This is a genomic window from Spirosoma litoris (assembly GCF_054776755.1).
Map to the genome: position 1 here is coordinate 88,133 of NZ_BAAHBI010000020.1, position 25,768 is coordinate 113,900.

Consider the following 25,768-nt stretch of genomic DNA (forward strand, 5'->3'; position numbering starts at 1 on the left):
CGCTATTATGCGTGAATCAATGCCTTTAACGCGTGTTATTGCCGGTGCATTACTTGTTTTTGCCGGTGTGTTAATCATACCCTTAATTGCCCTGGCGACGTTCAATCACCCGTCGCCAACCGACGATTATTGCTTTGCCAATACAGCCATGCAATTTGGTTTCTGGAAAGCACAGCAAATGTATTATGATGGTTGGACTGGGCGATTCTTCCATAATTTCATTGTACATACCAATCCACTCGTAATTGGTTGGTTTGGCGGGGTTAAAGTGTACCCAATCATTTTTCTGGGCATTCTACTGGCTAGCTTTTATGCCTTAGTCAGCCAATGGCTTTACCGAAAATTCGAGATAGGTATTAAAGCCGCTTTGGCGTCAGGGCTCTTTGTTGGTTTTATGGTAACGCTGGCCAGCATTCCCGAATATTTATACTGGTACACCGGTTTGGCTAGTTACGGCCTTTCCAGCGCCTTATTTTTGTTGTTGCTGGCTACGCTACTGGCTCATCAACGGCGTGGATTTGGCCTGCAAGTGGGTTATTTGCTGATCGAAAGTTTACTTGTGTCGGCTATTATTGGATCGAGCGAAATGACCATGGTACTGATGCTATCCGTATTAGCCATGATTGCCTTTGTGGATCTGCTTCAACGCCGGAGAGTGGCACTGCCAACGGTGGTTTTGATGGTCGTAGCGGGTCTGTCCTGTTATTTTCTGATGAAGGCACCTGGTAACGCCATTCGACTAGGGGCTAATCCGAATAGCAGTAATATTCCCCTAACGTTAATTTCATCATTGCGCTATATGGGGCCTTATATCATTCAGCAAATTGTTCGAACCCCCTGGCTTCCTCTATCCTTGTTGTATGTTCCCATTGCCTGGAAATTGACAGAACCAATTGGAACGGGCCGATTGAGTGAGTTGCCTTCCTATTTGCGAGTACATCCTGCATTGGGTGCTCTACAGGGATTTGCCACCGTTCTGGCATTGATCTCATTACACTTTTATGGCGTTGGTATTGCACCAATTCCCCGGTTGATCAATGTGGTGAATCTTACTTTTTGGCTAAGCTGGATCTACACTATAACCCTTTTGGTCAGGTTTTTACGGCCTCGGTTACAACTCGATCATTGGCAGGTAAATTTCCGTTCTCTGACGTATGTTTTATTGGTATGGGCACTTGCCTCTTCAGCTGTTGGGCCTGTGATCCCTGTTGTGTATGGCGACTGGCTGAGCGGACGGGCAGCTCAATATGATCGCGAAATGGAACAGCGATATGTCCAGTTAGCTCACTCAGATACAGATATCAGTTTACTGATGCCATTGAGTACTTACCCTGTTTCTTTATTTCTGGAAGACATTCAGCATGACCCGAAGCACCTCTGGAACCGTTGCTGGGCTGATTATTTTCATAAAAAAGCGATTATACTGACGGAGAAATCTAAGTAGTCAGTCCTGTAATCTTATGAGGCTAATTTCTATATCCAATTCTTATTCGTTTCAATCCAGCCAGTCACGTGTGCTGGCGTCTGTGCTGGTAACAATACCCATCTTATGCTTTTGGGCGCTCTTATTAACGTACGTGGCCAATGTTCCCTGGATTGATGATATCGATGCATTTCTTAGTTTTATTATTGGCTATATCGATGCACCTACACTAAGTGAAAAGCTGGATTGGTTGATTCGGCCTAACAATGAACATCGAATTTTAATTGGCAAGTTAATTACGCTGACGTTTTATAAGCTGACGGGTGAGGTCAGTTATCGTTGGCTGGTGTTTGCCGCTTTTGCTTTTCTGCTGGGCCTTTTAGGGCTTTTTTATCGTGTTTTTCGATCAACTAATCTGCCCCTTTTGGCATTTGTTCCCGTATCGTTTTTGCTGCTCCAGCCTCAGTATTACCTCACCAGCCTATGGGCAATTACCGCCCTACAGCACCAGGTGGTGATCATGATGGCGTTCACGGCCATTTATTTGCTGGCTAGCGATACGCAAAGTCGATTTGGAACTGCATTAGCGGTACAGATTTTGACATCGCTTTCGATGAGTAATGGTCTGTTTGCCTGGGTAGCAGGAGCGGTGGTATTAGCCTTGCAGCGGCAGTGGATTCGGTTGTTTATCTGGCTTGTAGTGGGGGTAGGAACGATCGTATTTTACTTTCATGATTTCCCGGATGGACAAGGTAACGAGACGAGTGTATCCTTCTTTCTGAAGTATCCTTATCTGGTATTCCTGGGTTTTTTCACGTTCACGGGCGGCCTGTTTGATTTCTTTTCAAAAGCTGATATTCTCTGGCGGAGTATACTTCCAACACTGGCGGGATTTGCCATTATCCTCACAATGCTAGTATTACTGTGGCGCATGAATGAGCCTCGATTGGGGCATCGAATGGGCACCTATGAATCCTCGAACCGAGCTACGAAAGCCCTCTGGAAACGGCGCTACTTTTTTACAGGTTGCTATACATTTTTGATGGTTAATGCGGTGATCGTTGCCTTTCTACGACCTCGTTTTGGATATGGGGTTATGTTGATCAGCAATTATATGATTTACCCAGCCGTACTAGTTAGTCTTATCTATCTGAATGTACTGAGCGAACGTCAATCTGAGTTTACCCTGAACCGATGGGTGGGCGTTGGGCTTCTGCTTAGTTTATTCATCTGGGCCAACTGGTATGTTGTCCAACTGCCGAAAATTGCCTACCGAAAGCACCAGTTGTTGACCTATACGTTTAATCAGAAGCATAATAAAACCGGCCTCGGGCCGAGCTGGGGAAGTCCTTTTGTTGCCTTAGCCGAGCGAACGATGAATGAAACAATTCGTCGGGGGATTTATGAATACCCAGAGACGTACTATACACCTTACGAATCGCGGCTACTCTCGCCGAATCAACTGAAACCCGACACCAGTTTACACATACGTGTGTTGGGAGGAGGGTACAGCTATATCGCCGAAACCGATTATAATTCTCTGGGTCAACCGATTGATAATGCGGCCATTGTGATACAATCGTCTGAACGAACGTATCTCTTTCCATCAGAGATCCCCTATTCATTTACAAATTATTACCTGAACCGACCTGTCAGAACGATTCAGGGTGAAATCATTAATCCGACGGTTGCACCGGGGCGTTATCGCGTAGGTATTCTGTCGCCGTCAGATGAGAAAAACCCGATTCGATTTAGTAATCAGGTCGTAACCGTTCCTTAAGAAACCAAAACGCCTTATCCCCTCAATGGCAAAAAATCTTATTTTTGCCACTTCAGTCACTGAATCACCAGCTATTATTTTGCCAAATCCTCAGATTTCAATTATCGCTCCACTGTACAACGAAACCGAGTCGTTGCCGCGCCTGATTACACGGTTGAACGCCGTAATGGAGAATTCACCCCTGACTATTGAAGTTGTACTGGTTGATGATGGAAGCCGCGATGATACTGCTATACAGATGCAGCAGCTTGCCCTGACCGATGGCCGATATCAGTGCATATTTCTCTCCCGTAACTATGGTCACCAGATTGCGTTATCGGCGGGTATTGCACGCGCTAACGCTACCGAAGCCTTGTTTATCATTGACGGCGATTTGCAAGATCCGCCTGAGTTGCTGACCGATTTCTATCAGAAATATCAGGAAGGCTACGATGTCGTGTATGCCGTTCGGAAAAAGCGGAAAGAAAACTGGTTTAAACGAACGGCTTACGCGTCGTTTTATAGGTTTATGCGCTCGATTTCGTACGTGGATATGCCGCTGGACAGCGGTGATTTTTCGCTGATTAGCCGCCGGGTAGCCGATGTACTGAATCAGATGCCTGAAGAAAGTCGGTTTATTCGGGGCATGCGGAGCTGGATAGGCTTTAAGCAAATCGGATTCGAGTATGAACGGGACGCCCGCCAGGCCGGGGAGTCGAAATACTCGTTCAAAATGCTCCAGCGATTGGCCTACAATGGAATCTTTAATTTCAGTGAATACCCCGTCAAGATTATTACCCGAGTGGGTATGTTCACGTTGGGAATTGCTGGTCTGTACTTGATTCAGACGCTCATCAAACGATTTGTGTATCATGATGTTCCCCAAGGTTTTACGGCTTTGTTGTTCTTTATTATTCTGTTCAGTGGTATACAACTGATTGCGCTGGGGTTAATTGGGGAATATGTGTTGCGGATATTTTTTCAGGCCAAAGGCCGCCCGCTTTATGTTGTTCGGGAGGTAATTCGCCAGCAGAAACGTCAGTCTTTGTCTGGGGTGAACGGCCAGAAACCACAGGAGAATGCTATTTAATTCACTACAGTTTTTACTGTTTTTTATTGTTGTTACCCTTAGCTACTTCAGCCTGAAGTGGCAGGGGCGATGGATACTTTTGTTAGTAGCCAGTTGCTACTTCTACATGGTTTTCCAGCCAGCGTACATCCTGATCCTGTTTCTGACCATTGTCATTGATTATATAGCTGGTATCTGGATTGAAAAAACAAGTGGAAGAACACGACGATGGCTACTGATTCTGTCCCTGATTTCGAACCTCGGTATCCTGGCGTTTTTTAAATACCTCGGCTTTTTTACCGAAAATATTGCTGCCTTGTTCGATACGTTTCAGATGCCGCATATCGCTGAAACGGTTACCAGAATGGCGAATCAGGTCTTTGTGAAAGTCTTACACGTGTTTGGTAAAAGTGATATTTCGTCCTACAAAGACAACATGAGCATTCTGCCCATTGGGCTGTCGTTCCACACGTTTCAGGCCATGAGCTACACCATCGAGGTGTATCGGGGAAATCACAAAGCGGAGAAGCATTTTGGTATTTATGCGCTTTACGTCATGTTCTACCCGCAGTTGGTAGCCGGACCGATTGAGCGCCCACAAAATGTATTGTGGCAATTTCACGAGTATTTCAAGTACGATGTTGAGAACGTCAAAGCTGGGTTGATGCAGATGGCGTTCGGCTTATTTAAAAAGTTAGTGATTGCCGATCGGCTGTCTATGCTGGTTGATTATGCCTATGGAAACCCGTCGGAGCATAATGGCTTGACATTATTAGCTGCCACATTCTTTTATACATTTCAGATTTACTGCGATTTCTCGGGTTATTCTGATGTGGCTATTGGGGCTGCGCGGGTCATGGGTTTCGATCTGATGGAAAATTTCCGAACCCCTTACATTGCTCAATCCATTTCGGAATTCTGGCGACGCTGGCATATTTCGCTATCGACCTGGTTTCGCGATTACCTTTACATTCCGCTGGGGGGCAATCGCAAGGGCGAATTCCGGCAGTATGTGAATATGCTGATCGTATTTCTGGCAAGTGGTCTCTGGCATGGCCCAAACTGGACGTATGTGATTTGGGGTGGACTAAATGGGCTTTATCAGATTCTGGCCGTTCTGCGCGATAAATTGCTGGCGAAAATGGGTTTTTCGAGCACGCCTGCCAGTTTAGTCACGTCGCCTGTAAACGATACACAAAGCCGTAAATCGCCTGTGCGGGTAGTTGTGAATACCCTCATCACGTTTGTGCTGATCATGTTGACCTGGGTGTTCTTTCGGGCCCGTAATCTTAGCGATGCTTTTCTGGTCCTGAAACAAATTGCAACCTTATCGTTCAGTGATCGTATCGAAAGCCCGATGAATTCCGTCGAGATGTGGTTCAGTGTTTTCCTGATCGCACTCTTGATGGTGAAGGAGTATTTTTATCTGACGATTCCAACCCGTAATACCGTTCGTTTCGCTGTCCTCTTCGGCCTAATTACATTTGTGACCTATCTCTTCGGGGTCTTCTCCTCGAATCAGTTCATTTATTTTCAGTTCTGATTTAGGGTAGGGGTCTGAATTACAGGGTGTTATGTAGATGATTCGCAATTCGCGAATTGTAAATTTATGGCTGCATCTCAAACGTTAGCGCCACGCCATTCATACAATAACGAAGCCCAGTAGGCTCGGGGCCATCGTTGAACACATGACCTAAATGAGCATCGCAAACCGAACAGCGAACTTCGGTTCGATTGCCATCGGGTTCGTTATAAACTGCATTTGAAACGATAGGAGCGTAGAAACTTGGCCATCCCGTATGGGAATCGAATTTTGTTGTGGATCGAAAAAGGGGATTGTGACAACAAACACAATCGTATACACCCTGCCGATGTTCGTTGGTTAGTTCACTGCTGCCGGGCCATTCAGTACCCTGTTTGCGGGTAATGTTGTAGACTGATCGTGGCAGTATCTGCTTCCATTCGGCATCCGTTTTTTCAACCCGACGATTGCCAGGAGAGGTGACACCTTCAGGACGTTTATGAGGAGGGCGAGGCTTGGCCAGGTAAGTGCCGTAGAACCAGAGTCCTCCAGCGATCAAAATGGCAATTAGCAGAAATAGTTGAGTTGGTTTCATGGGTATATATCCTTCTAAACCAAAACACTATCTATACAGTCCTCGTTCACCAACTTCGCCTATCGTCCGATGGCGACTTTACGCAAAATGGAGTCAATGATCTGTAAGGTCGTAACGCCATCTGCTTCGGCTTCGTAGTTGAGCATGATGCGGTGATTGAACACATCAGGAGCTACTTCCTTAATGTCTTCGGGAAGAACGTAATCGCGCCGGTCGAAGTAGGCGAGTGCTTTGGCCGCCAGATTCAGATTGATACTAGCGCGGGGCGACACGCCGAACTGAATGTAACGGGATTCGTCGCGGAGGTTGTACTCCAGCGGTCGACGAGTAGCGAAGACTAGCTCAATAATATACTTTTCGAGTGTTTCCGAGATGGTAATACCATTGATTTCGTTGCGAATGGCTACCAGTTCTTCCTTACCCAAAACGGGCTGCACTTCATAGTCGAAATTCATGTTCGACATTCGGCGCATCACTTCCAGTTCATCCTCTTTGTTCAGGTAATCGACAAAGACTTTCATCATGAATCGGTCTACCTGGGCTTCGGGCAAGGGGTAGGTTCCTTCCTGTTCTACCGGATTCTGAGTCGCTAGCACCAGAAAGGGCCGATCCAGGACAAAGGTTTCTTCACCAATGGTTACCTGTTTCTCCTGCATGGCTTCGAGCAGGGCTGCCTGCACCTTGGCGGGGGAGCGGTTGACTTCATCGGCCAAAATCAGGTTGGCAAAAATAGGTCCCTGTTTTACCTCAAACTCAGCCGTTTTCTGGTTGAAAATCATGGTTCCAATCAGATCGGCGGGCAACAGATCGGGCGTGAATTGGATACGCTGAAAATCTAACTCCAGTACTTTGGCCAGGGTGTTAATGGTCAAGGTTTTGGCCAGACCCGGCACGCCTTCCAGCAAAATATGTCCACCGGTGAACAGCCCGATGAGCAGCCGATTAAGCAGTCGTTCCTGCCCAATCACAACCTGGCTCATTTCGCTAAACACCTCGCGAATTTTTGTATGGTAAGAGAATGATGTGTTTGATTGCATCCTTTCGGAGTTATAAAGTTGTAGAGGTTAACTAGTTGTAGAGTTATGGCTCTACATTATCTCCATCAGTACCTTTTGAGTAGCGCCTGCCTTTATTCGTCGAATTATTCAAATAGAGAAGTAGTTTGTCAATAATTCGGCCTACTTCATCGGCTTGGCTGTATAAATCATCAAAGATAAGCTTGCCCACATATTGATTATCCAAAGAGCGATATAGTTGAGATTTTACTTCAGTAAGCGAACCTCGTGCAATGCCTAAAAACTGAATAAATTCACCGCGATTACCTCTTCCAAATCCTTCAGCAATATTATCCATGACCGAACCGCCTGACCGGCGTATCTGTCGTTTCAAATCCAGATCATCCTGAAATAGTTTATCCCGCGTTGTCTGGTGAATATTGCTTGATAACAACCGAGCTTTTTGCCAAGCCTGTAAGTCTTCGATTCGGTTAATTGTAGACATTCTTAAGAGTTATAAAGTTGTAGAGTTACAAAGTTGGCTGACGCTAACTAATGCCATCTGAGACTACAACTGTACAACATTGTAACTCTACAACTTTATAACTCGCTAAAACGTAGCCCGAATGCTGCGATCCTTGCCGTGGATGTCTTTATAGACCTGAATTTTGGTGAAGCCGCGGTCGGCAAAGACTTGCCGGGTAGCCTCGCCGAATCGTTCATTAATCTCAACGTAACAGGCTCCGTCTTTCGTTAGGTGACGAATGCAGAAATCAGCGACTGCTTTATAGAAAACCAGTGGGTCGTTGTCTTCGACGAACAGAGCTAAATCTGGCTCGTAGTCGAGCACGTTGCGGTCCATATCAGCCGCTTCCGAACGAGTTACATAAGGCGGATTACTCACGACGCAATCGAACCGGCGACTGAAATCGGCAGGCACGTTCAGAATATCCTGAATCTCGAAAATGACATCGGCATTCAGATGGTCGGCATTTCGCTGGGCAAGGGTAAGTGCTTCGTCCGAAACATCCCAGCCTGTTACAACCGATTGTGGTAGAAAACGAGCTAATGTGATGGCAATACAGCCGCTGCCCGTACCGATGTCTACAATAGGAACGTCGTCGGTTCGGTCGGCAAAGTCGTGCATGATGAGTCGCACCAAGTCTTCGGTTTCAGGTCGGGGAATCAGTACATCCGGCGATACCTCGAATTCTAAACCGCAGAAAATGGTTGTGCCAATAACGTGCTGGATGGGTTCCTGGCGGTTCAGGCGTTCCAGAATCTTGAACCAGTCAGGCTCTGTCCGGTTCGGTGGCAGAGGTTTGTCGGTCAGTACATCCGTTTTACGAAATCCGAAATAATGATCGAGCAACATAAACGCCATTTCCCGCGCTTCTTCGGGTGGGTAGGCTGTAATGTTTTTGCTTAGGCGGTCGTATAGAGGTTTGGCGGTGGCCATTGGGTTCTGTCGAGTAATTTTGCCAAAAATAGGGAAGTTTACGGTATTCAGTTTACGGTTTGTGGTTTACAGTGCTTTTATGCAAGCGTCAGCCACCATAAACCACGAACCGTAAACTATAAACCACAAAGTACAAATTATGAACCAATTCATGCGTCGTGCGCTCGAATTAGCCACCTTAGGTCGAGGGCAAGTGAGCCCCAATCCAATGGTTGGCTGCGTCATTGTATATGATTCAGAAGGAGTCGAGCCACGAATTATTGGCGAAGGATGGCATCAGCGCTATGGTGAGGCCCATGCAGAACGAAATGCAATAGCATCTGTTCGCCCTGAAGATATGCACTTATTGCCTCAAAGTACGGCTTACGTAACGCTGGAACCCTGTTCGCACTACGGCAAACAGCCTCCCTGTGCCGATTTACTGATTGAAAAACAGGTTGGTCGCGTTGTTTGCTGCAATGATGATCCCAACCCATTAGTCGCTGGTCAGGGATTTGCGAAACTTCGGACGGCTGGCATTGCGGTCGAAACCGGTGTCTTGTCTGAAATAGGTCGTGAATTGAATGCGCGTTTTTTTACCTTCTTCGAACAAAACCGACCCTACATTACCCTGAAATGGGCCGAAACATCAGACGGCTTTATTGGCGCGACCGACAGTCAACCCGTTAAAATAACCGGCGATCTGGCGAACAGATTGGTACACCGCTGGCGAAGTGAAGAGGATGGCATTATGGTGGGAACAAACACCGCCCGCCTAGATAACCCCCGCCTGAGTACGCGTCTGTGGCCGGGAAAAAATCCCGTGCGGATTGTCATTGATAAAAACTTGTCGCTGCCCAACGACCTACATTTATTTGACGGAACACAGCCCACCATTGTGTATCACCAAAGTGAAAGAGCGAAAGAGCGAAAGAGTGAAAACGGTACTCATCTCGACCTCATTCACTCATTCACTCAATCACTCAATCATTTATTGCAAGACCTCCATCAGCGTAAAATTCAATCAGTGCTTGTTGAAGGCGGAGCTACCCTTCTACAATCGTTTATTGAGGCTGGTTTATGGGATGAAATGCGCGTATTCCGCAGTCGAATGATGTTGGGGAGAGAGCGGCTCGGTAGTGCAATAAAAGCGCCCGTTGTGCAGGGAGTACTGAGCAGCAGAGAAATGGTTGGGGAAGATGAATTGACGATCTATAAAAATAGCCCCGAAAAATGATTCGGGGCTATTCAGACAAGTATCACTTTTAACACTCTTTAATTCGATTGCGCCACAGGAGTTGCATTGGCACCAATATTCCCACTGGCAACCAACGTTGTGCCGGATAGGATTTTGACATTGGCACTGTAGGTACTTAATTTATCAAAGAAGCCCGCTTCGCTAATTGTAAAGTATTTATTGCTGGAGAACTCGCCCGTTGCTCCACTAATGGCATCAAGCGGTTTGAGGGCTGTGCTGGAATTGTCGGACAGCTTTCCCTGATAGATTGAGGACGCATAAGTGGTTCCCGTAACGGTGTTGTAAAGCCCCATCTCGACCAGTGTAACGGTAGAACTGTACTTGTAAAATACGACGCGCCCATAAACCGTTGCTCCCGATGCCGAGGTTAATGTATAGGACTTATAGGTCGTTACAGTACCGCCACCCGGCGCAACACTTGTGTTGGGTTCGTACTTATTCTGTTCGCAGGAACTCAGGAAAATGAGCGCTGAAAGAAACAGACCCAATGCGGGGAAAATGCTTTTTGTGTTAAAATATCGATTCATAGCTGGAGTTACAATTAGAAGTTGAACGCTACACGGCCGTAGTAATAGGCGCCGTTGGAACCTTGCTGGTTGTTGGAGTACAGATAAAAGCCCTGGTTCTCTGGGCGAAGGATTTGCGGATATTTATCCAAAATGTTGCTACCACCAAGCGATAGTTTCAAATTGCGATTCACCGTGTAACCAACACTTAGGTCAAAAATAGCCTGTCCCGAAAACGTCTGGTCATAATAATTGCCGTCCTGATCGGAGGAGGTAGAACGCTCGGTAACGGAGCCAAAGTAGGTGCCCCGCAGCATCACATCAAATTTGTTGAACCGGTAGATAGCCGATGCAATCAGTTTGGTTCGGGGAGTTCCGGTCTCAAACTGACCAATGACACTGCGACTTAGGTATTTTTCAACAACCTGATCTTCGGTCAGATTCGCTACGTTCAGGTTGAGGGCTTTCCGGTTCAGTACCGAGTTCTTACTCAAAATGGCCGCCAGCGTGAAGGTTAAACTTTTCGATTTAGGCAGGTCGAGCGTGTAGTTACCAACCACTTCGATTCCTTTTGAACGAACATCGGCTCCATTGACGAAAAACTGCGCTTCGCCATCGCCAATTACTTCCTGATAGTTATTGCCAACTTCCGACGCGTTGAAATAGCTGGTTTGGAAAATCCGGTTGTCTACGTCGATCTGATAGGCATCGACCGTTACTTCGAAGCCGCGAGTGGGCTGGTAGGTAAGACCAAACCCATACGTACGCGATTGCTCCTGCTTCAAGCCTTTAATGCCTAACACGCGAGCCGCCGTGCTGTTTGTTGGATAGGTGGTCACGTCGAGCGGCTGAGGAATCCCGTTCGCATCGGGTACGAAAGCCGTAGCTGTGTGCGTATAATTCAACTCCTGTAAAGAAGGAGCCCGAAAGCCGCTGGCAATAGAACCACGGATAGACAGCGTTTTCGAGATCGAGTAGCGAGCGGCCAGTTTGCCGATGGTTACACCACCAAAATCAGAATAGTTTTCCAGGCGGAAGGCACCCGCAATCAGAAAATTTCGGCTAAGTTCCAGCTCTGCATCCAGATAGGCCGCCATTGTTGTCCGAAATTCATTGCGCTCATTCTTAGGGCCAAAACCAGAGAAACACTGGCAGTTTGCCGATAGGTTTTTAACGGTCACTTGCTGACCGGCATAAACGGTTAAGGGTTTGCCATTGGCATCGACAATGGGTGCACTGGCTTCATTTTCAAGCGGTTTTCCATCCGGTCCAACCAGCAGCCCGGCCTGAGCTACGGTCAATATACCGGCATCGCCATAGGTATAGCTCTCTTCCTGCCCCTTCATGATTTTATAATTCTCAACTCGCATTTCGGCACCAAAGGCAATGTTTAACCCGTTCATGATACCTTTGAAATAGCGGGAGAAATCGAGGTTGGTGGAGTTTTGCGTGAACTGGTGTGTACCAATGTTCATGTTCACGGGCGAGTTGGAACCCATCGACGCGTTGATGGTATTGACCATTCCAATGCGCATCGTATTGCTGCCAAACGTATTGCTGAAGTCAACGTTGAATTCGCCGACTTTGCTTTTAATCCCCACCGTATTTGAAATATCCGACGTATTGGATGTCATCTGAGGTCGGTAGCCGTTGGGATAGAGCAGATAGTTAAATCGGTCAGTTTGGGCGGGCCGACGGAAGTAGCAGGAGAAACCTTCCAGGTATTTGTACGAAGCACCCCCAAAACTGTAAAACGTAGTGGTTGGGTTGATTTCATACCCTGCGTTATAGAACATACTACCGAGTGTGATGGCAGGCATACCAGCGTAAACCGCAAAATCGGCTTTTGTCAACCCACGAGCGCTCATCAACCCATCTTCTGTTTTTAGCGATGCCATTAAGGTACTATTCCCGGCCACCTGCGCACTAATCAATTCGGGGTTGGTGATGATCGGATTGCCGTTCTTGTCGGTGCGAAGATTGTTCAGGTAGGTATTATCAAAGAAGCCCCAGTCGTTTACGAATGGCCGAAGCGTGGGTCGGCGTTGGGTAATCTGCCCCGAAACATTCAAAAACCCTTTGTCGCCAATTTTGAAGCCGTAGTTCGCGTCGAACTGGTAGTTGAAACCGTCTGGTTTTCCACTTTTGGTCAACGCTCCGGCCTGCCCACCTGTGTTGGCGTAACCACCACCCGTGAGGCTGGCGGTTAATTTGTTCGTTCCTTTTTTCAGGATAATGTTCACCACACCAGCCACCGCATCTGAACCGTACTGAGCAGCGGCACCATCCCGAAGAATTTCCACCCGATCAATGGCCGAAACAGGAATCGTCATCAAATCGACGGTTGTAGATGGGCTACCTACCGCCGTCTCGGTAATAAGTAGCGCCGATGTATGGCGTCGTTTACCGTTAACGAGAACCAGAATCTGGTTAGGCGCCATATTGCGTAGCTGCACCGGATCGACGTGTGAGTTCAGGTCGCCACCCTGCGAGCGAACCGAGTTAAAGCTGGGGGCTACAACGGCCAGCATTTGGGCCAGATCCATTTGCGGAAGTGAGCCCATAATGTCTTTGATTGAGATGACATCTACAGGCACCGGCGATTCAATGATTGTTCGCCCAACGTTTCGGGTTCCGGTTACCACCAGTTCGCTGAGTTGGGTAGCATCTTCTTCGAGTGGAATATCAAAATTCGTTCGATCACCCACTTTTATTTCCTGCGCTTTAAAGCCGATAAAGCTAATCACCAGAACATCGGTTGGCAGGGCTTCCAGCGAAAACATACCCTGATTGTCGGTAATGGCACCTTTCCGGCTATTGCCTTTTACAAGTATATTGACTCCCTGTAAGGCTTCGGAGGCCCCGCTGGTGTACACTTTACCGGTTATTTTTCTGGCTTGTGCCCAGGCATCCATAGGGTAGGTAACCGCCATGATCATCAGGGCGACGACAGCGACGACGTCATACTTACGTAGTTTTCTTTGCATGTTGATAGGGGATTTATGTTGGGAAAGTTGAGAAAATACACAGCCAGCGACTGCTGGAAACCCGGCAGACGGAGTGACCCTTATCCAAACAGATAAGGCTATAGTAAGATGATTACGGATTAATGCCTGGTGCCTTGTTGGGAACTTTCAGAATGTGTCTGACGGCCATATCCATAAGGCCGCCCCGCCAGCGTGTGCACTCTGAAAGTATTTTTTGAGGAACAAGTAGGCGATGTGTATTGCATAATACCGGGCGAATAACTCCCGTGTACTAAAGAAGTACTGCTTTTTTCAGGACGTTTCATGGTAGTAATAAGCTTAGATTATGCGTACTGTGGATACTGAAAATCTGGGCAATACAATAACCGACAGGCTATTTTTAACGCCCGTGAGATTATCGAAACACATATTGAAATTGTGCAGCGACCAGCCTGACTAGGAATGATTGACCAGTTGCCTGCTTCCTGAATAAATAAACTCCCCTATGAATTTTTGCGCGCTAAACTTGGGAGTTGATGTTTGTTGTACTTAATCGAAAGTAAGATATTTAATAATGTTAAAAAAGTATTTTATAGAATATTGTATGGTATTATTTGAAAAATACAATATAATTAAATTGATCTCCTGTTTTTTGTGATATTTTTGATACTATCGAGCTATTTATGATTGTTATTGAGTAATTAACCCAGAGGTTATTTGGGGTAATTACTCAATAACGAGGAGCTTATCAATGAGTAATTATCAAACCAATTTTTCGCCTGAAATCCATACGCCTTTTGTAGTCAGCGCTTTATCTGTAACGACCAGATTGGCCACATAACCCGGCTTGATTTTTCCGATATGGTCGCCCAAACCAATAATTTCCGCCGGAATCGTTGACGACATTCGGAGGGCGTTTGTTAACGGAATACCTGCTTGCTCAACCGCAATCCGAACGCAGTCAATGAGGGTAATGGCTGAGCCTGCCAGATTGCCTTCGTTGTTGACGTAACGTCCAGGGCCATTTGCATCGGGTTCGTAGTGAACAATAAATTGCTCCAGATCAAATGCGGGTCTGGGTGGGTTGGCGAAAAGGGCATCCGAAATCAGGAAGAGTCGCTCCCCAAGTAGTCGATACGCAATACGGATGGCGATTGGGCTGCAATGGTAACTATCGGCAATGATACTAGCCCGAACAGATGGGTGGTCGAAAACGGCTCCAACTACACCGGGTTCGCGGCTTTCATAACTACGCATCGCATTATACAGGTGTGTTGCCAGAGGCATGCCGTCATTGAAAGCCGCTGTCGCCTGTTGATAGGTTGCATTACTATGACCAAGCGAGAGGAGTGTATTCGCGTGTTTCAGCCGCTTAATGGTATTGAATTGTTCGGGCGTCAGTATTTCGGGAGCCAGCGTCAGAATTCGAATAACATCAGCATTCGTACCGAATAAAGCCTCTAGTTCGCCTTCGGCGGGTGTTCGAACGTAGGCCATGCTGTGCGCTCCCCGTTTAATTGGGTTGAAATAAGGCCCTTCAATATGGATGCCCGGCACGCCAAATGGGTTTTCGTTTCGTACTACCTGCACAGCCGCCATCGATTGCTGCATAATAGCTAGTGACGTTGAATGGATCGTGGGCAGTAGGGTAGTGGTGCCATTTCGAACGTGAGAATCGTAAATGTGCCGGACGGTTTCGGGCGTAGGCTGGTCGTTCAGAAACAGATCGGAACCACCATATAGTTGTAAATCTACAAAACCCGGAAGCAGGTAGTCGCCGTTGAGATCAATGACAGTCGGATCGCTGGAGTCTACAAAAGTTTCTGCAGTTGAAATTTCCTGAATGCGGCCATTGTCGATGCGCACAGATGCATTGGAAAGCCATTCTTCGCCAGTAAAAACGGTGGCGTTACTAAACTGATTCATACGAAAAAAGCGGTTTCATGTTGGCTAACAAGCCAATGATGACCGGAATCTAGTAGTTATTTCGTTTTTTTGCGAACTATTTCTTTTATGGGTTTTGGGTTCACAGTTTACGGTATTCAGTTTATGGATGATGGTGACTAGCACAGAAAATGGCTTACACGCCAGCCGCCGTAAACAGTAAACCGACTACCGTAAATCCCAACTAGTCTAATCAGTTTATCTCTTGAACGCTGTTCGTTTATCTCCTCCCGCTACGCTGACGAATCCGGGTATCGTCCGGGCTACTGTGCCCCTGGCTTCGTCGAAAAGTGAAAGCAATCGTGCTCTTATCATTGATGCCCTGACCGGCTTTCAGTGTGATTTGAAAAACCTATCGACCGCCCGCGATACGCAAACGATGATTCGGTTGTTGAAATCGAAAGATTCAACAGCCGACGTGCTGGATGCTGGTACGACCATGCGTTTCCTGACGGCCTATTTTACCGTAACAGGTCAGAAAAAAACAATGACGGGCACACCACGCATGTGCGAGCGACCCATCGGTATTCTGGTCGATGCGTTGCGAACACTTGGCGCTGATATTTCTTACCTGAATAAAGAAGGCTATCCACCGACGCAGATTAATGGATTTAGCACGTCAGGCAATAACCGCGTAAGCATTCGGGGTGATGTGAGCAGCCAATATATTTCGGCGCTGGTGATGATCGCTCCGCTGTTGCCGAATGGCCTGACACTGGAATTGACCGGAGCCATTGGCTCGCGTCCTTATATCGAAATGACGCTGGAACAGATGGCTTATTTTGGTGCTGATGTTCAGGCGGATTGGGAGGCAAAAACGATTACGGTTGCCCCTAAACCTTACACCCCTAAACCCTACGCTATTGAATCTGATTGGTCGGGAGCCAGCTATTGGTATAGCGTGGCGGCTCTGGCCCAGAATGAAACGGCCGAAATTACGCTCCTTGGCCTAAAAGCGAAATCGCTGCAAGGCGACAGCGCTATTGTCGACATTATGCGGTCGCTGGGTGTGGAGAGTACCTTCACCGAAGAAGGCGTTCGATTGACTAAAGGCCCAACCAGCGAATCGCTGTCCTGGGATTTTACCGATTGCCCTGACCTGGCGCAGACCGTTGCTGTATGTGCCGCCGTGAAAGGAGTAACCCTACACCTGACTGGGGTCGAAAGTCTGAAGATCAAGGAAACGGACCGGATAGCGGCTTTACAGGCCGAGTTACAGAAAATTGGTGCTGAGCTAGTGGAACTGGAGCCTAACCATCTCTATGAGGTTCATCGGCTACCAACCAATCATGAGGTTCCGGCTACGATTGAAACCTACGACGATCACCGGATGGCGATGGCGTTTGCCCCTGTAGCCATGCGCGAAGAGATTATTATCGAAGAGCCACGAGTGGTCGATAAATCGTACCCAAGCTTTTGGGATGATATGGCGCGAGTGGCCAGAGTTGAGTTTATTGATGAATTATTTCAAGTTTAATGTTCAAGGTTTCATGTCTAACTAGAACTTGAAACCTTGAACATTGAACCCGAAACAATAAAACTTGAAACAATAAAAACAATGACACGTCGGGAACAATTTGAGCAACAGGGCTATCTCATCGTCCGTAACGTTTTTACGCCCGATGAAGTAACCCAATTACGGCAGTCCGCTTATGAGTATCGCGATCAACAACAGAAACTCGGTCTGGTCGCGAAAGTAAAACAGGCTGCCTCTGTAAAGGGAGACTTACTGAGTAAAGAGAAACTGGGTTGGGTCATTTACGATCCACGAATTGTTGCCATTGCGACTGAAATTCTGGGTGACACGCCGGTTTATTTCTCCGACAGCACCTATCAAATTGGTACGGGTACGCGCGGCTTTCACCGCGATAACATCGACCGGTATCAGTTCGGGCAGGGAGCTGATTGGGAGGGGGCGTATCCATTGATTCGATTCGGTATTTACCTGCAAAATCACGATACCTACAGCGGAGGTATCCGTTTCAAAGCAGGTAGCCATGATGCCGCCGACGGTGCCGATGTGTTTGCCGACACCCGTGCGGGCGATATTGTGCTCTGGAACATGCGGACGCTCCACAGTGGTAATGCCCGCCGGATGAAGGTGTTGAACAATTTGCCCCTCCACGTTGGTCTGGAAAATCGGCTGCCCGATTTTCTGTTCCGCGAGCAGGAAGGAGAGCGTGTGTCTTTATTCTTTAGCTACGGTTTGGAAGGTAAGCACCTTGATCGTTATCTGGAGCAACACATTCAGAAACGGGCCGACATGCAGGAGAACGTGCGCCTGTCAACCTATTCGCCCGAAACGCTTAAAAAAGCGGAACAGAACAAGATTAAAGTGCTGGATGTGAAAAAGCTGGTCAACTAGCGAGACCACCGGAACTAATTAGCGCCTTGTTTGGGAATTGCGTCAATTTCCAAACAAGGCGCTTTCGTTTTTAAGCTATCGGGATTTTCTCGTCGTAGTGTCCACCAATGCCCACATAAATAACCCGTTTGTTGGCGCCCGTCAGAATGGCATCATAGAAACGAACGCCCGCTTGTGCGATGTCACGCATGAATTGGGGATAATCCGTTTTGCCTTGTTGGTTGTCGCGAATGGCCTGGATGGTAGTGGCTTCGTCGAAGTTGGCGGCAATGACTCTGAGCGCGGTTGTACTTGCGTGCAGTAAGGTTTCGCCATCGGCCAACCGATACAAGATGATACTGGACGACACCTCGACCGTATAGGAATGAACCCCGGCCTCAACAAGTTTTTGTGCTAAGTCAGGATAGTTTTTGGCCGTGGCGTAGGCTTGTTTTAAGCGTTCTTCAGTCGACATTTTCTCTTCGTTTTGTTCAGGACAAAGGTCGGAGAAGGGGCATCCTTACAATTGTAAAAAATCGTTTTTCTTCCTGTCAGGGCTTGGGTAGATTCTGGAGAAACTCGGTAGGGGTTAGGCCCGTAAATATCTTGAAGCCGTTGATAAAATGAGCCTGGTCGAAGTAGCCCGCTTCGATACTAATGCCGGTCAGGCTATTGGTTTTTGAGAAGGCTGCAATAGCGTGTTTCATTCGGACAATGGACGAAAACTTTTTGGGAGATGTACCAACCATCTGCCGAAAACGCTTTTCGAGCGGGCTCTGGCTAATACAAAGTTTATCGGCCAGAGCTACCATTCGGATAGTACCTCTTGATTGATAGATGTGCTGAATCGCCTGTTCCACCAGCGCATCGGATTTAAGCGTTTGTAATCTTGACAGCAAAAAGCACTCAACAAGCTGGATCCGGGCCTGATCCGAGAGGGCCTCAGCTAATTGGTCTTCAAGGCCACTGATCGTAGAACGATTCAGAAAACTGTCGAGAGAGACACTATCGCCAACTAACTCGTGGAGAGGCTCCTTAAAAAACGAAGCTGTCCCTGTTTCCGTAAAGATAACCAGTACCGAACCCGTAGCTGGTGAATTTCTGAAGGTCCGAACCCCATGCTGAATCCCCGTTATACCTGCTGTTGCTAAGGGTTGTGTGGTAGCGCCATGTACAGTTGCGATCTTGCCCCGATATTGAAATCCCATCACCAGCGAAGTATCTGGCAGTACTTTATACGTCTGCTCATCGCTTGACTCCGAAATGATAAGTTGCCTGACGTAAGGTTTTAGCCTATCGCAAGGTAGGTAGACTTGATAGCGCATGAAAGACGTCTTACTGATTACTGCTTTTTACCTTCAACACGCCTAATAAGGCATCAGAACCGATTTGAACACCCCAGGGAATACCAGCCAGATCGACCATATAATTGCCGTTGTGATTAGAAAAAGGCGTAGCCTTACCTTCTTTTCGAGCCTTCAGAACCATGTCTAACGGAGCCGTTCCGACGAAGATGAAATCGTAGACAGATTTCTTGTTGTCGAGAACAAGGTGATGAAAATCTTCGGAGCCCATTGCGGTAGGGAAACCCGATGCGATCAGATTCCCTTTTTTGACAACTCGCTGCAACGTGGTGTTTACCTTGCTCACCAGCGCCGAATCGTTAACTACCGGGAACGAGTAGCCCTTTTTCTTCATAATCGGGAAAAGACCCATCGGTAGCCCGTTACTAATGGCAATGCCGCTATCAATCCGACTTACACCATCGTACAAAAGCTTCCGTGTTTCGGGTTTCAGCCACCTGAAATTGATTTTAACCAGTGCCGAGGCTGGAATGACGTTATTATCCTGCCCTGCCTGAACCGACCCTACCGTAAGCACAGCCGGAGTTTGCGGATCGTTGCTACGGCTGATAATGGTCTGGTATTGCAGGATAGCCTCGCTAGCCATAATGATCGGATCTTTGGTCGTTTGTGGCGAAGAGCCATGACCGCCTACGCCCCGAAACGTAACGTCAAGCTGATCGGTACCTGCCATGCGCGTACCCGGCAGGTTAAAAATCATACCGGTTGGAAATGGACCCGTATGCATGGCCAGTAAATAATCGGGAACAGGTACGTATTTGGCAAAAGCGCTGTCTTCGCGCATTGCCCGTGCGCCCATAATGGGCTCTTCGGCAGGTTGCGCTACCAGTACTAAGGTGCCTTTCCATTCCTGCTGGAGTGTTTTCATAACTTTAGCAACGCCCAACAACCAGGTTGTGTGGGCATCATGACCACAGGCATGCATAGTAGGCACTTCGTTACCATCGGGAAGTTTAACTGTAGCGGTACTCGCGTAAGCTAGTCCGGTTGTTTCTTTGACGGGCAGCGCATCCATATCCCCACGAAACATGACAGTCGGCCCTTCGCCGTTTTTCAGAATGCCCACGACACCCGTTTTGCCAATGCCCGAATAAACCTGATAGCCTAACTGTTTCAGTTCGGCAGTGACAATATCCGCCGTGCGGACTTCCATAAAGCCCAGTTCCGGGTGGGTGTGCAGGTCTTTGTACATCGTTACTAACCGAGCCGAATCGGCATAGGCTAACTGATGAACCTTCCCTAACAAGGCTTCGGATGGTTGAGCAAGAGCGACTGACCAAACGAACTGAAAGATAAAAAATCCGAGTAAGGGGTAGCGAAACTGTTTTGGGAAGATACGATGGATATGCATGAACTGTAAAGTTAGAATTCTGGCTAAAGTAAGAAAATAACCAGTTAGGATAATAGCCGTTATGGGGAAAGATATTTAGAATTATATTTTGTTTAATTTGATAATGGTAAAATAATATTTAGCGTAAATAGTCGCTACGGGCGTTTGAGAATTTCTAAAGACGCCATATCAATCAACTAAATAGTGCCAGCTTTAGGGCTTCTTGACTTCCTGTTGTCGCCCGTAAATATAGCGCAGAGCGATACCGAAGCCCCAGCCTGTTCCGTTCGCCGTGACCGTCGATTGCGGTTGAGCAACGCCATTAACGGTATAGGTAATATCCGAACGGACGGCTTCACCAAGTCCCCAGTATTTTCGGATATACGTGCCGAATTCGAGCGAAGAAGATAAGCGAACGGAGTAATCAATGCCTAATTCGGCAATGCCCGAAATGCTTTTGAGCGTAGTGGTATTGTCTAACCGCAAAGTATCGGCGACGCGGGTTCTGCTGCGATAACTATAGCCAATCAGCCGAAAGTTGTCGGTATTGATGCTGCCATTTGGAACAAGCCAGGCACCTGCCGAAAGCCAAAATCCAGTGCCATTGGCAGCACGACTTGCGGAGCCGATACGTCGTTTAATGCGTAGAGGAATGCCGTACCCGCTGTTCTGATAGTTGTAAATAAGCGGTTTCGATCCGTTCGCAATCGTAATGTTCAGGTGTACTGGCGCATAGGTGTAGCCCGCTTCAATGACCCACGCATTTCGGTAGGTATAGCCCACTAAAGCACTCCAGGTGGCTTTTGTGGTAGAGCTACTGCTGATTAGTCCATCGAACGTATTGGTAAGCACAGTGCCATCGGTACGAAAACCACCTTCGAGACCCACATACCAGGTTTGGGTTTCCTTGAGTTGATAATCAGCTGAATGGTCGGACTGACGTTGGCGAGCAGAGCGATTTCGATAGGGATTTTGATCAGGATCTTCGGTCAGTACTTTCTTGCGAACAACAGGAGGGGGGGCATAATAATTGGTATCAATCACAACCTCCTGAGCCAATGCCGACACGGATAAGCCCATTAGAAAAAGAAGAAGTGAAATGTGTTTCATAGTAGACTAAAAGCCTGATGGAATAAACAATACGGTAAATACTACATCAATTACGCAGCTTTTTTCAGTTACGTTGCTGACCAGCCAAAAGTTCTGGAAAGACGTAGGTATTACTACCCGCAATGCCCCAGATTTTCGCAATTGGTCAGTCGATTTGCGTGGTTCGTCAGTGACCACATCGTGTAGGAGCCTGACCTTTGTTCTGTACAAACAGATACGCAAATCTCATGAATACTACACCAACTATCCTCGTTCTGGGCGCAACTGGTAGCATCGGTTATGCTGTTGCCGATAACCTACTGACTCGCCGAATACCTATAACAATTCTTGTTCGCGACCGGGCTAAGGCAGAGGCTTTGTTTCCGAATCAATCTACCCTGACTATTATCGAAGGCGACGTGCAGGATGCCGCTTTACTCAATCGAATTTCGGCCGATACGAATTTTATTTTTCATGGAATCAACTACCCGTACAACAAGTGGTTTGGGAATATGGATACGGCAACGCAGAAGATAATAGACGCTGCCGGCCAGAATCATGCAACCGTTATTTTGCCCGGAAACGTCTATAATTTCGGGAATACTGCCGAATCGATTCGGGAAGATAGTACGCCCAATCCCTGTACGCGAAAAGGTCAGCTTCGGGTTGAGATTGAAGCGATGCTGGAACAAGCTGCTACGGCTGGCCGATGCCGCGTTATGAACGTAAGACTTCCTGATTTCTGGGGCCCAAACGTGCTCAACGAAGGGGTAAAGCCTATTTTTGAAAATGCTCTCACAGGGAAAGCGCTGCCCTGGATTGTGAACGCCGACATTCCGCATCAATCGGTTTATACGAAAGATGCTGCCGAAATTATTGTCCGGTTACTTTTACGAGATTGGTCTAGCCAGATGCAACCGACTGCAACTACGTCGGCAGCTAAACCATATGAAGTCTGGAATTATGGGGGAACGACAGTGCCATCAATACGGGCGTGGTTTGAGCAGATTACCTCGCTAACCGGAAAGCCCTTGAAGGTGCAGCTCTATAGCCGCTTTATAATCAGTGTGCTGGGCTTATTTATGCCCGTGTTGCGGGAAGTGAAGGAGATGCTTTATCTCTACGAAAACACAATTCTGCTCGACGATCAAAAGGTACTGGCTTTGTTCCCTGACTTTCGCCCAACACCCATGAAACAGGCGTTAACCGAAACGTTGACCTGGTTTGCCAAACATGAACGTAAACAGACGTTTTTACCCGTGGGAGCCACGAACTAAGCTGTATCGATTTCGCTATTTCCTTATTTACTAAAATCTGATAATCAAATGAAAACCTTATTGAAATCCGAAGAATTGATTCAATTTCTGGGTGCTATTTACCTGTTCTCTCGTCTTAGTTTTGCGTGGTGGTGGTTTCCGGCGCTTATCCTTGTGCCCGACGTGAGCATGATTGGCTATGTCATTAATCCGGCTGTTGGGGCCGTGTTGTACAACTTCGTGCATCACAAAGGATTGGGTATCGTAATTGGCCTGCTTGGACTAGTTATAAGCAGTCAGCTATTGATGCTAACGGGAATCATTCTTTTCGCACACTCCAGCATGGATCGGATGTTAGGCTATGGCCTGAAATATTTCGACAGTTTCAAGCACACGAGTTTGGAGAATCTGTAACGCGGACATCCTGTCCGCATAGCTAAAAATCTCAGACTTCAGCTATGCGGACAGGATGTCCGCGTTACTAAGCTTGCGCTAATCGATACGCACCCGGCGTTTGACCCGTCCATTTTTTGAAGGATCGGAAAAAGACACTCGGTTCGGCAAAGCCAAGCAGGTAGGCGATGTCGGTAGTGCTAAGATTTGACTCACTAAGGTGGCTGACTGCCAATTCTTTGCGGGTTTCGTCGAGCAGTTGCTGGTAGGTTGTGCCAGCATCTTTCAAATGAAGCTGAAGCGTTCGAACGCCCATCGCCAGCCGGTCAGCGACGTTGGCTAACGTGGGTTCTTCGCCTTTCATGATGGCAATAATTTCTGATTTAACCCGGCTGGTCAGCGATGGTGCTTTAAGCTTACTGAGAATATCCGTCGCGTGTTTTTCAAATAAGATCGACAATGTTGGGCTGGCGTTCAATACGGGAAGATCGAGCAAAACGGTATCCAGGAACATCGCTGTTTCAGGGGCATCGAATACCAGACGAGCGGGTGCAAATACCCGTTCGTGCTCACGCGTATCAACGGGCCGAGGGTAGGAAAACCAAATTTCGCGAGCTTCGATGCGATGACCTGTTAAAGCCCGCATGGCTGACAGATAAATCGAAAACTCGGAGTTGAGCGCGTGTTGAGGGTAAATAATATCCGCACTGGTTATCTGAAGCGAGAGCATGAATTGCTTTCCCAGCGTCTCGGACTCGATCAACTTCCCCGATGTTCGAATACCTTCGCAGACAATATCCTGATACTGACAAAGTTTGTCAAAGGCTTTGCCCAGGGTAGGGCTGTGCATCATCACATACGCCAATACGCCAATGGCAACCGGATTTACAAGTTCGCCGAGTTGTAGCGCAATGTTTGGATCGCCCGTGGTGGTTATGACTTCGCGCCAGAGTGCCTGTACCTGGCGAACCAATACTCGACTATCGGGATCACGTAACTGCTCTGAACTGATCCCCACGGCGTGAGCTAGTGCATCGGCATCGGCACCGCGTTGCCGGGCCGCGAACAGAATCAGATTGATCGACGCAACGGAAAGCGTATCGTTGGTGGTGAGCATTTAACGAAAGATACGGTCGTGAGAAATGATTAATTCGGGGAAAATACAACTAGGAATCTCACCCGATTCGTAAACGTCAACTAAAGCATATCGGCCATTTTCAAGAACATAAACATTGACCGCTTTGTCTTTTGGTTGAACGATCCAGTATTCCCTGACTCCAGCTTCTTCGTAAAGATTATATTTTTCATTGAAGTCGTTTTTTACGGTTCGGGGCGATGTAATTTCAATAATCCAATCGGGGGCACCCAGGCAGCCAGCATCATCGAGCTTATTCGGATCGCAGATCACGCAGAGATCAGGTTGAACAACCGTATGGAGTTGTTCCGGCTTTCGCTCATTGCGAACAGGTAGCCGCACATCGAAAGGCGCAGTATAAATTTCACAGCTTTTATTGCCAAAGTAAAGGCTTATATCAACAAGTAAATGGCTAACTGCTAATTGATGAGCGCGCCGAGGAGCAGGCGACATTCTATACAATTTTCCCTTTATCAGCTCGACGCTTTCATCAAACTGCCATTTCAGATAATCGGCATAGGTGTAGGTGCCATTTGGGTCGAGTTGTGAGATGTCGGTGATCATGTGCTTCGCTGGGCAATTTCGGTACGCAAGTTCCTAAAATAGTCCGACGACCGCAATAACCGGCTCCCATACCACGAAAATAGCTCACCATCAACAATCCGTATCCTGGCTAATGGGCAAATCGTGGTAAATTCGGCAAGATGGCTTTCCGTAAATGGATAGGGTTCCGACGACAGAAAAATCAGATCGGGCTGAATGGCTTGCAGTTCTTCAGCGGTGATTTCGGGATAACGAGTCTGGTTAGCAAACGCGTTGTAGAATCCGGCTATTTCCAGCATAGAATGAATAAACGTATCGTTGGCCGCAACCATATAGGGTTTTCGCCAGATGAAATAAGCGACGGAAGGGCGCGGTGCTTGAGGCAATGGGCAAAGTGACGTTTCGATGCGTGTAGCTATCGTTTCGGCTTCTGATTGTTTCCCGACTAAGGCGCCCACGTCTCGAATCATCGACAGTGCATCAGGCAGCGTTGCCACATCAGTTAGGTGAACGAAGTACTGTTGTTGAAGGGCCTCAATTTGCTCGCGTGTGTTTTCTTCTTTGTTCGCCAGAATGAGGTCGGGCTGTAGCGTTAGAATCTTATTAATGTTCAGTGTTTTCGTGCCGCCTACAATTGCCTTGCCTTTAACTTTATCGGCCGGATGAATGCAAAATTTTGTGATACCAACTAGCTGATCGCCTACCCCCAAATCGAATAGCAATTCTGTTTGCGAGGGTACAAGAGAAACAATGCGTTTGGGGGTCATAACGTAGTCATTCGGCAGGTAAAATTACCGACTCAGCGCCGATTTAGCTGGTTTTAACGAGATTTTGGCCGC

General features: G+C 47.5%; 23 protein-coding genes. 9 read left to right on the forward strand and 14 right to left on the reverse strand.

Translation table 11 applies throughout. The features are described 5' to 3' along the window. Nucleotides 1-7: 7 nt before the first annotated feature. From ACYVGR_RS12570 to ACYVGR_RS12585, 4 genes are read left to right on the forward strand one after another with little or no spacing between them, the layout of a single operon-like run. Entirely contained in the window at nucleotides 8-1,444 is a 1,437-nt protein-coding gene (locus ACYVGR_RS12570; protein WP_460957049.1) for a DUF6056 family protein, read from the forward strand. A 16-nt stretch (nucleotides 1,445-1,460) separates the two neighbouring features. Continuing rightward, nucleotides 1,461-3,203 (forward strand): hypothetical protein, encoded by a 1,743-nt coding sequence (locus ACYVGR_RS12575; protein WP_460957051.1) that lies wholly within the window; start codon nucleotides 1,461-1,463, stop codon nucleotides 3,201-3,203. 25 nt (nucleotides 3,204-3,228) lie between these two features. Continuing rightward, complete coding sequence (locus ACYVGR_RS12580; protein WP_460957053.1) at nucleotides 3,229-4,272, forward strand: glycosyltransferase family 2 protein; 1,044 nt, start codon at nucleotides 3,229-3,231, stop codon at nucleotides 4,270-4,272. Then, nucleotides 4,262-5,794, forward strand: coding sequence for an MBOAT family O-acyltransferase (locus ACYVGR_RS12585; protein ID WP_460957055.1), 1,533 nt, complete (start codon nucleotides 4,262-4,264; stop codon nucleotides 5,792-5,794). The genes ACYVGR_RS12580 and ACYVGR_RS12585 overlap by 11 nt, the downstream gene beginning before the upstream one ends. A gap of 64 nt (nucleotides 5,795-5,858) precedes the next feature. Here the strand turns inward: ACYVGR_RS12585 and msrB are convergent, their stop codons facing one another. From msrB to prmC, 4 genes are all read right to left on the reverse strand, one after another. After that, nucleotides 5,859-6,368, reverse strand: coding sequence for a peptide-methionine (R)-S-oxide reductase MsrB (msrB, locus tag ACYVGR_RS12590; protein WP_460957057.1), 510 nt, complete (start codon nucleotides 6,366-6,368; stop codon nucleotides 5,859-5,861). A 59-nt stretch (nucleotides 6,369-6,427) separates the two neighbouring features. After that, the gene (locus ACYVGR_RS12595) at nucleotides 6,428-7,405 is read right to left on the reverse strand and encodes an AAA family ATPase (protein ID WP_460957059.1); all 978 of its coding nucleotides are present in this window, start codon (nucleotides 7,403-7,405) and stop codon (nucleotides 6,428-6,430) included. Nucleotides 7,406-7,448: 43 nt separating this feature from the next. After that, nucleotides 7,449-7,868: a four helix bundle protein gene (locus tag ACYVGR_RS12600; protein WP_460957061.1), complete on the reverse strand. Its 420-nt coding sequence runs from the start codon at nucleotides 7,866-7,868 to the stop codon at nucleotides 7,449-7,451. Between the two features lie 105 nt (nucleotides 7,869-7,973). Further along, complete coding sequence (prmC, locus tag ACYVGR_RS12605) at nucleotides 7,974-8,822, reverse strand: peptide chain release factor N(5)-glutamine methyltransferase (RefSeq protein WP_460957063.1); 849 nt, start codon at nucleotides 8,820-8,822, stop codon at nucleotides 7,974-7,976. A 139-nt stretch (nucleotides 8,823-8,961) separates the two neighbouring features. On the opposite strand from prmC, the gene ribD reads away from it, so the two are divergent. Next, nucleotides 8,962-10,038 (forward strand): bifunctional diaminohydroxyphosphoribosylaminopyrimidine deaminase/5-amino-6-(5-phosphoribosylamino)uracil reductase RibD, encoded by a 1,077-nt coding sequence (ribD, locus tag ACYVGR_RS12610; protein ID WP_460957065.1) that lies wholly within the window; start codon nucleotides 8,962-8,964, stop codon nucleotides 10,036-10,038. A gap of 38 nt (nucleotides 10,039-10,076) precedes the next feature. Here ribD and ACYVGR_RS12615 read toward each other — a convergent pair whose 3' ends face one another. The 3 genes from ACYVGR_RS12615 to nagA form a co-directional block, all read right to left on the reverse strand. Continuing rightward, nucleotides 10,077-10,586 carry a hypothetical protein gene (locus ACYVGR_RS12615; protein ID WP_460957067.1) on the reverse strand — a complete coding sequence of 170 codons (510 nt, stop codon included), beginning with the start codon at nucleotides 10,584-10,586 and terminating at the stop codon, nucleotides 10,077-10,079. Nucleotides 10,587-10,600: 14 nt separating this feature from the next. Then, nucleotides 10,601-13,552 carry a TonB-dependent receptor gene (locus tag ACYVGR_RS12620; RefSeq protein WP_460957069.1) on the reverse strand — a complete coding sequence of 984 codons (2,952 nt, stop codon included), beginning with the start codon at nucleotides 13,550-13,552 and terminating at the stop codon, nucleotides 10,601-10,603. Nucleotides 13,553-14,293: 741 nt separating this feature from the next. Continuing rightward, nucleotides 14,294-15,457 carry an N-acetylglucosamine-6-phosphate deacetylase gene (gene nagA, locus ACYVGR_RS12625; protein WP_460957071.1) on the reverse strand — a complete coding sequence of 388 codons (1,164 nt, stop codon included), beginning with the start codon at nucleotides 15,455-15,457 and terminating at the stop codon, nucleotides 14,294-14,296. 223 nt (nucleotides 15,458-15,680) lie between these two features. Between nagA and ACYVGR_RS12630 the strand changes: the two genes are divergently transcribed. Further along, nucleotides 15,681-16,952 carry a 3-phosphoshikimate 1-carboxyvinyltransferase gene (locus tag ACYVGR_RS12630; protein WP_460957073.1) on the forward strand — a complete coding sequence of 424 codons (1,272 nt, stop codon included), beginning with the start codon at nucleotides 15,681-15,683 and terminating at the stop codon, nucleotides 16,950-16,952. An 81-nt stretch (nucleotides 16,953-17,033) separates the two neighbouring features. After that, nucleotides 17,034-17,840, forward strand: coding sequence for a phytanoyl-CoA dioxygenase family protein (locus tag ACYVGR_RS12635; RefSeq protein ID WP_460957075.1), 807 nt, complete (start codon nucleotides 17,034-17,036; stop codon nucleotides 17,838-17,840). A gap of 70 nt (nucleotides 17,841-17,910) precedes the next feature. On the opposite strand, the gene ACYVGR_RS12640 is transcribed toward ACYVGR_RS12635, so the two are convergent. The 4 genes from ACYVGR_RS12640 to ACYVGR_RS12655 form a co-directional block, all read right to left on the reverse strand. After that, nucleotides 17,911-18,294, reverse strand: a complete 384-nt coding sequence (locus tag ACYVGR_RS12640) for a DUF1398 family protein (RefSeq protein ID WP_460957077.1) — start codon at nucleotides 18,292-18,294, stop codon at nucleotides 17,911-17,913. 76 nt (nucleotides 18,295-18,370) lie between these two features. After that, entirely contained in the window at nucleotides 18,371-19,144 is a 774-nt protein-coding gene (locus ACYVGR_RS12645) for a helix-turn-helix domain-containing protein (RefSeq protein WP_460957079.1), read from the reverse strand. 10 nt (nucleotides 19,145-19,154) lie between these two features. Next, nucleotides 19,155-20,534 (reverse strand): amidohydrolase, encoded by a 1,380-nt coding sequence (locus tag ACYVGR_RS12650; RefSeq protein WP_460957081.1) that lies wholly within the window; start codon nucleotides 20,532-20,534, stop codon nucleotides 19,155-19,157. A 192-nt stretch (nucleotides 20,535-20,726) separates the two neighbouring features. Next, entirely contained in the window at nucleotides 20,727-21,623 is an 897-nt protein-coding gene (locus ACYVGR_RS12655) for a hypothetical protein (protein ID WP_460957083.1), read from the reverse strand. A gap of 227 nt (nucleotides 21,624-21,850) precedes the next feature. Between ACYVGR_RS12655 and ACYVGR_RS12660 the strand changes: the two genes are divergently transcribed. After that, nucleotides 21,851-22,879 (forward strand): NAD(P)H-binding protein, encoded by a 1,029-nt coding sequence (locus tag ACYVGR_RS12660; RefSeq protein ID WP_460957085.1) that lies wholly within the window; start codon nucleotides 21,851-21,853, stop codon nucleotides 22,877-22,879. Between the two features lie 48 nt (nucleotides 22,880-22,927). Beyond that, on the forward strand, nucleotides 22,928-23,272 hold the full coding sequence (locus ACYVGR_RS12665) for a DUF4260 domain-containing protein (protein ID WP_460957087.1): 345 nt from the start codon (nucleotides 22,928-22,930) through the stop codon (nucleotides 23,270-23,272). A 67-nt stretch (nucleotides 23,273-23,339) separates the two neighbouring features. On the opposite strand, the gene ACYVGR_RS12670 is transcribed toward ACYVGR_RS12665, so the two are convergent. Genes ACYVGR_RS12670 through ACYVGR_RS12680 form a run of 3 tightly spaced genes read right to left on the reverse strand, consistent with a single transcriptional unit; the run spans nucleotide 23,340 to nucleotide 25,696 of the window. After that, entirely contained in the window at nucleotides 23,340-24,368 is a 1,029-nt protein-coding gene (locus ACYVGR_RS12670; RefSeq protein WP_460957089.1) for an AraC family transcriptional regulator, read from the reverse strand. Beyond that, a complete protein-coding gene (locus ACYVGR_RS12675; RefSeq protein ID WP_460957091.1) occupies nucleotides 24,369-24,950 on the reverse strand; it encodes a Uma2 family endonuclease in 582 nt (193 codons plus the stop codon). Then, nucleotides 24,947-25,696 carry an ABC transporter substrate-binding protein gene (locus tag ACYVGR_RS12680; protein WP_460957093.1) on the reverse strand — a complete coding sequence of 250 codons (750 nt, stop codon included), beginning with the start codon at nucleotides 25,694-25,696 and terminating at the stop codon, nucleotides 24,947-24,949. Before ACYVGR_RS12680 ends, ACYVGR_RS12675 begins: the two co-directional genes overlap by 4 nt. Nucleotides 25,697-25,768: the final 72 nt, after the last annotated feature.

Bases quoted from the DNA above. Each gene is read 5' to 3' on its own strand.
- ACYVGR_RS12620 (WP_460957069.1), bottom strand. From the start codon at position 13,552: ATGCAAAGAAAACTACGTAAGTATGACGTCGTCGCTGTCGTCGCCCTG.
- ACYVGR_RS12645 (WP_460957079.1), bottom strand. From the start codon at position 19,144: ATGCGCTATCAAGTCTACCTACCTTGCGATAGGCTAAAACCTTACGTC.
- ACYVGR_RS12585 (WP_460957055.1), top strand. From the start codon at position 4,262: ATGCTATTTAATTCACTACAGTTTTTACTGTTTTTTATTGTTGTTACC.
- ACYVGR_RS12575 (WP_460957051.1), top strand. From the start codon at position 1,461: ATGAGGCTAATTTCTATATCCAATTCTTATTCGTTTCAATCCAGCCAG.
- nagA (WP_460957071.1), bottom strand. From the start codon at position 15,457: ATGAATCAGTTTAGTAACGCCACCGTTTTTACTGGCGAAGAATGGCTT.
- ACYVGR_RS12615 (WP_460957067.1), bottom strand. From the start codon at position 10,586: ATGAATCGATATTTTAACACAAAAAGCATTTTCCCCGCATTGGGTCTG.
- ACYVGR_RS12680 (WP_460957093.1), bottom strand. From the start codon at position 25,696: ATGACCCCCAAACGCATTGTTTCTCTTGTACCCTCGCAAACAGAATTG.
- ACYVGR_RS12640 (WP_460957077.1), bottom strand. From the start codon at position 18,294: ATGTCGACTGAAGAACGCTTAAAACAAGCCTACGCCACGGCCAAAAAC.
- ACYVGR_RS12600 (WP_460957061.1), bottom strand. From the start codon at position 7,868: ATGTCTACAATTAACCGAATCGAAGACTTACAGGCTTGGCAAAAAGCT.
- ACYVGR_RS12665 (WP_460957087.1), top strand. From the start codon at position 22,928: ATGAAAACCTTATTGAAATCCGAAGAATTGATTCAATTTCTGGGTGCT.
- ACYVGR_RS12650 (WP_460957081.1), bottom strand. From the start codon at position 20,534: ATGCATATCCATCGTATCTTCCCAAAACAGTTTCGCTACCCCTTACTC.
- ACYVGR_RS12580 (WP_460957053.1), top strand. From the start codon at position 3,229: ATGGCAAAAAATCTTATTTTTGCCACTTCAGTCACTGAATCACCAGCT.
- prmC (WP_460957063.1), bottom strand. From the start codon at position 8,822: ATGGCCACCGCCAAACCTCTATACGACCGCCTAAGCAAAAACATTACA.
- ACYVGR_RS12675 (WP_460957091.1), bottom strand. From the start codon at position 24,950: ATGATCACCGACATCTCACAACTCGACCCAAATGGCACCTACACCTAT.
- ribD (WP_460957065.1), top strand. From the start codon at position 8,962: ATGAACCAATTCATGCGTCGTGCGCTCGAATTAGCCACCTTAGGTCGA.
- ACYVGR_RS12595 (WP_460957059.1), bottom strand. From the start codon at position 7,405: ATGCAATCAAACACATCATTCTCTTACCATACAAAAATTCGCGAGGTG.
- ACYVGR_RS12570 (WP_460957049.1), top strand. From the start codon at position 8: ATGCGTGAATCAATGCCTTTAACGCGTGTTATTGCCGGTGCATTACTT.
- ACYVGR_RS12670 (WP_460957089.1), bottom strand. From the start codon at position 24,368: ATGCTCACCACCAACGATACGCTTTCCGTTGCGTCGATCAATCTGATT.
- ACYVGR_RS12655 (WP_460957083.1), bottom strand. From the start codon at position 21,623: ATGAAACACATTTCACTTCTTCTTTTTCTAATGGGCTTATCCGTGTCG.
- ACYVGR_RS12660 (WP_460957085.1), top strand. From the start codon at position 21,851: ATGAATACTACACCAACTATCCTCGTTCTGGGCGCAACTGGTAGCATC.
- ACYVGR_RS12635 (WP_460957075.1), top strand. From the start codon at position 17,034: ATGACACGTCGGGAACAATTTGAGCAACAGGGCTATCTCATCGTCCGT.
- msrB (WP_460957057.1), bottom strand. From the start codon at position 6,368: ATGAAACCAACTCAACTATTTCTGCTAATTGCCATTTTGATCGCTGGA.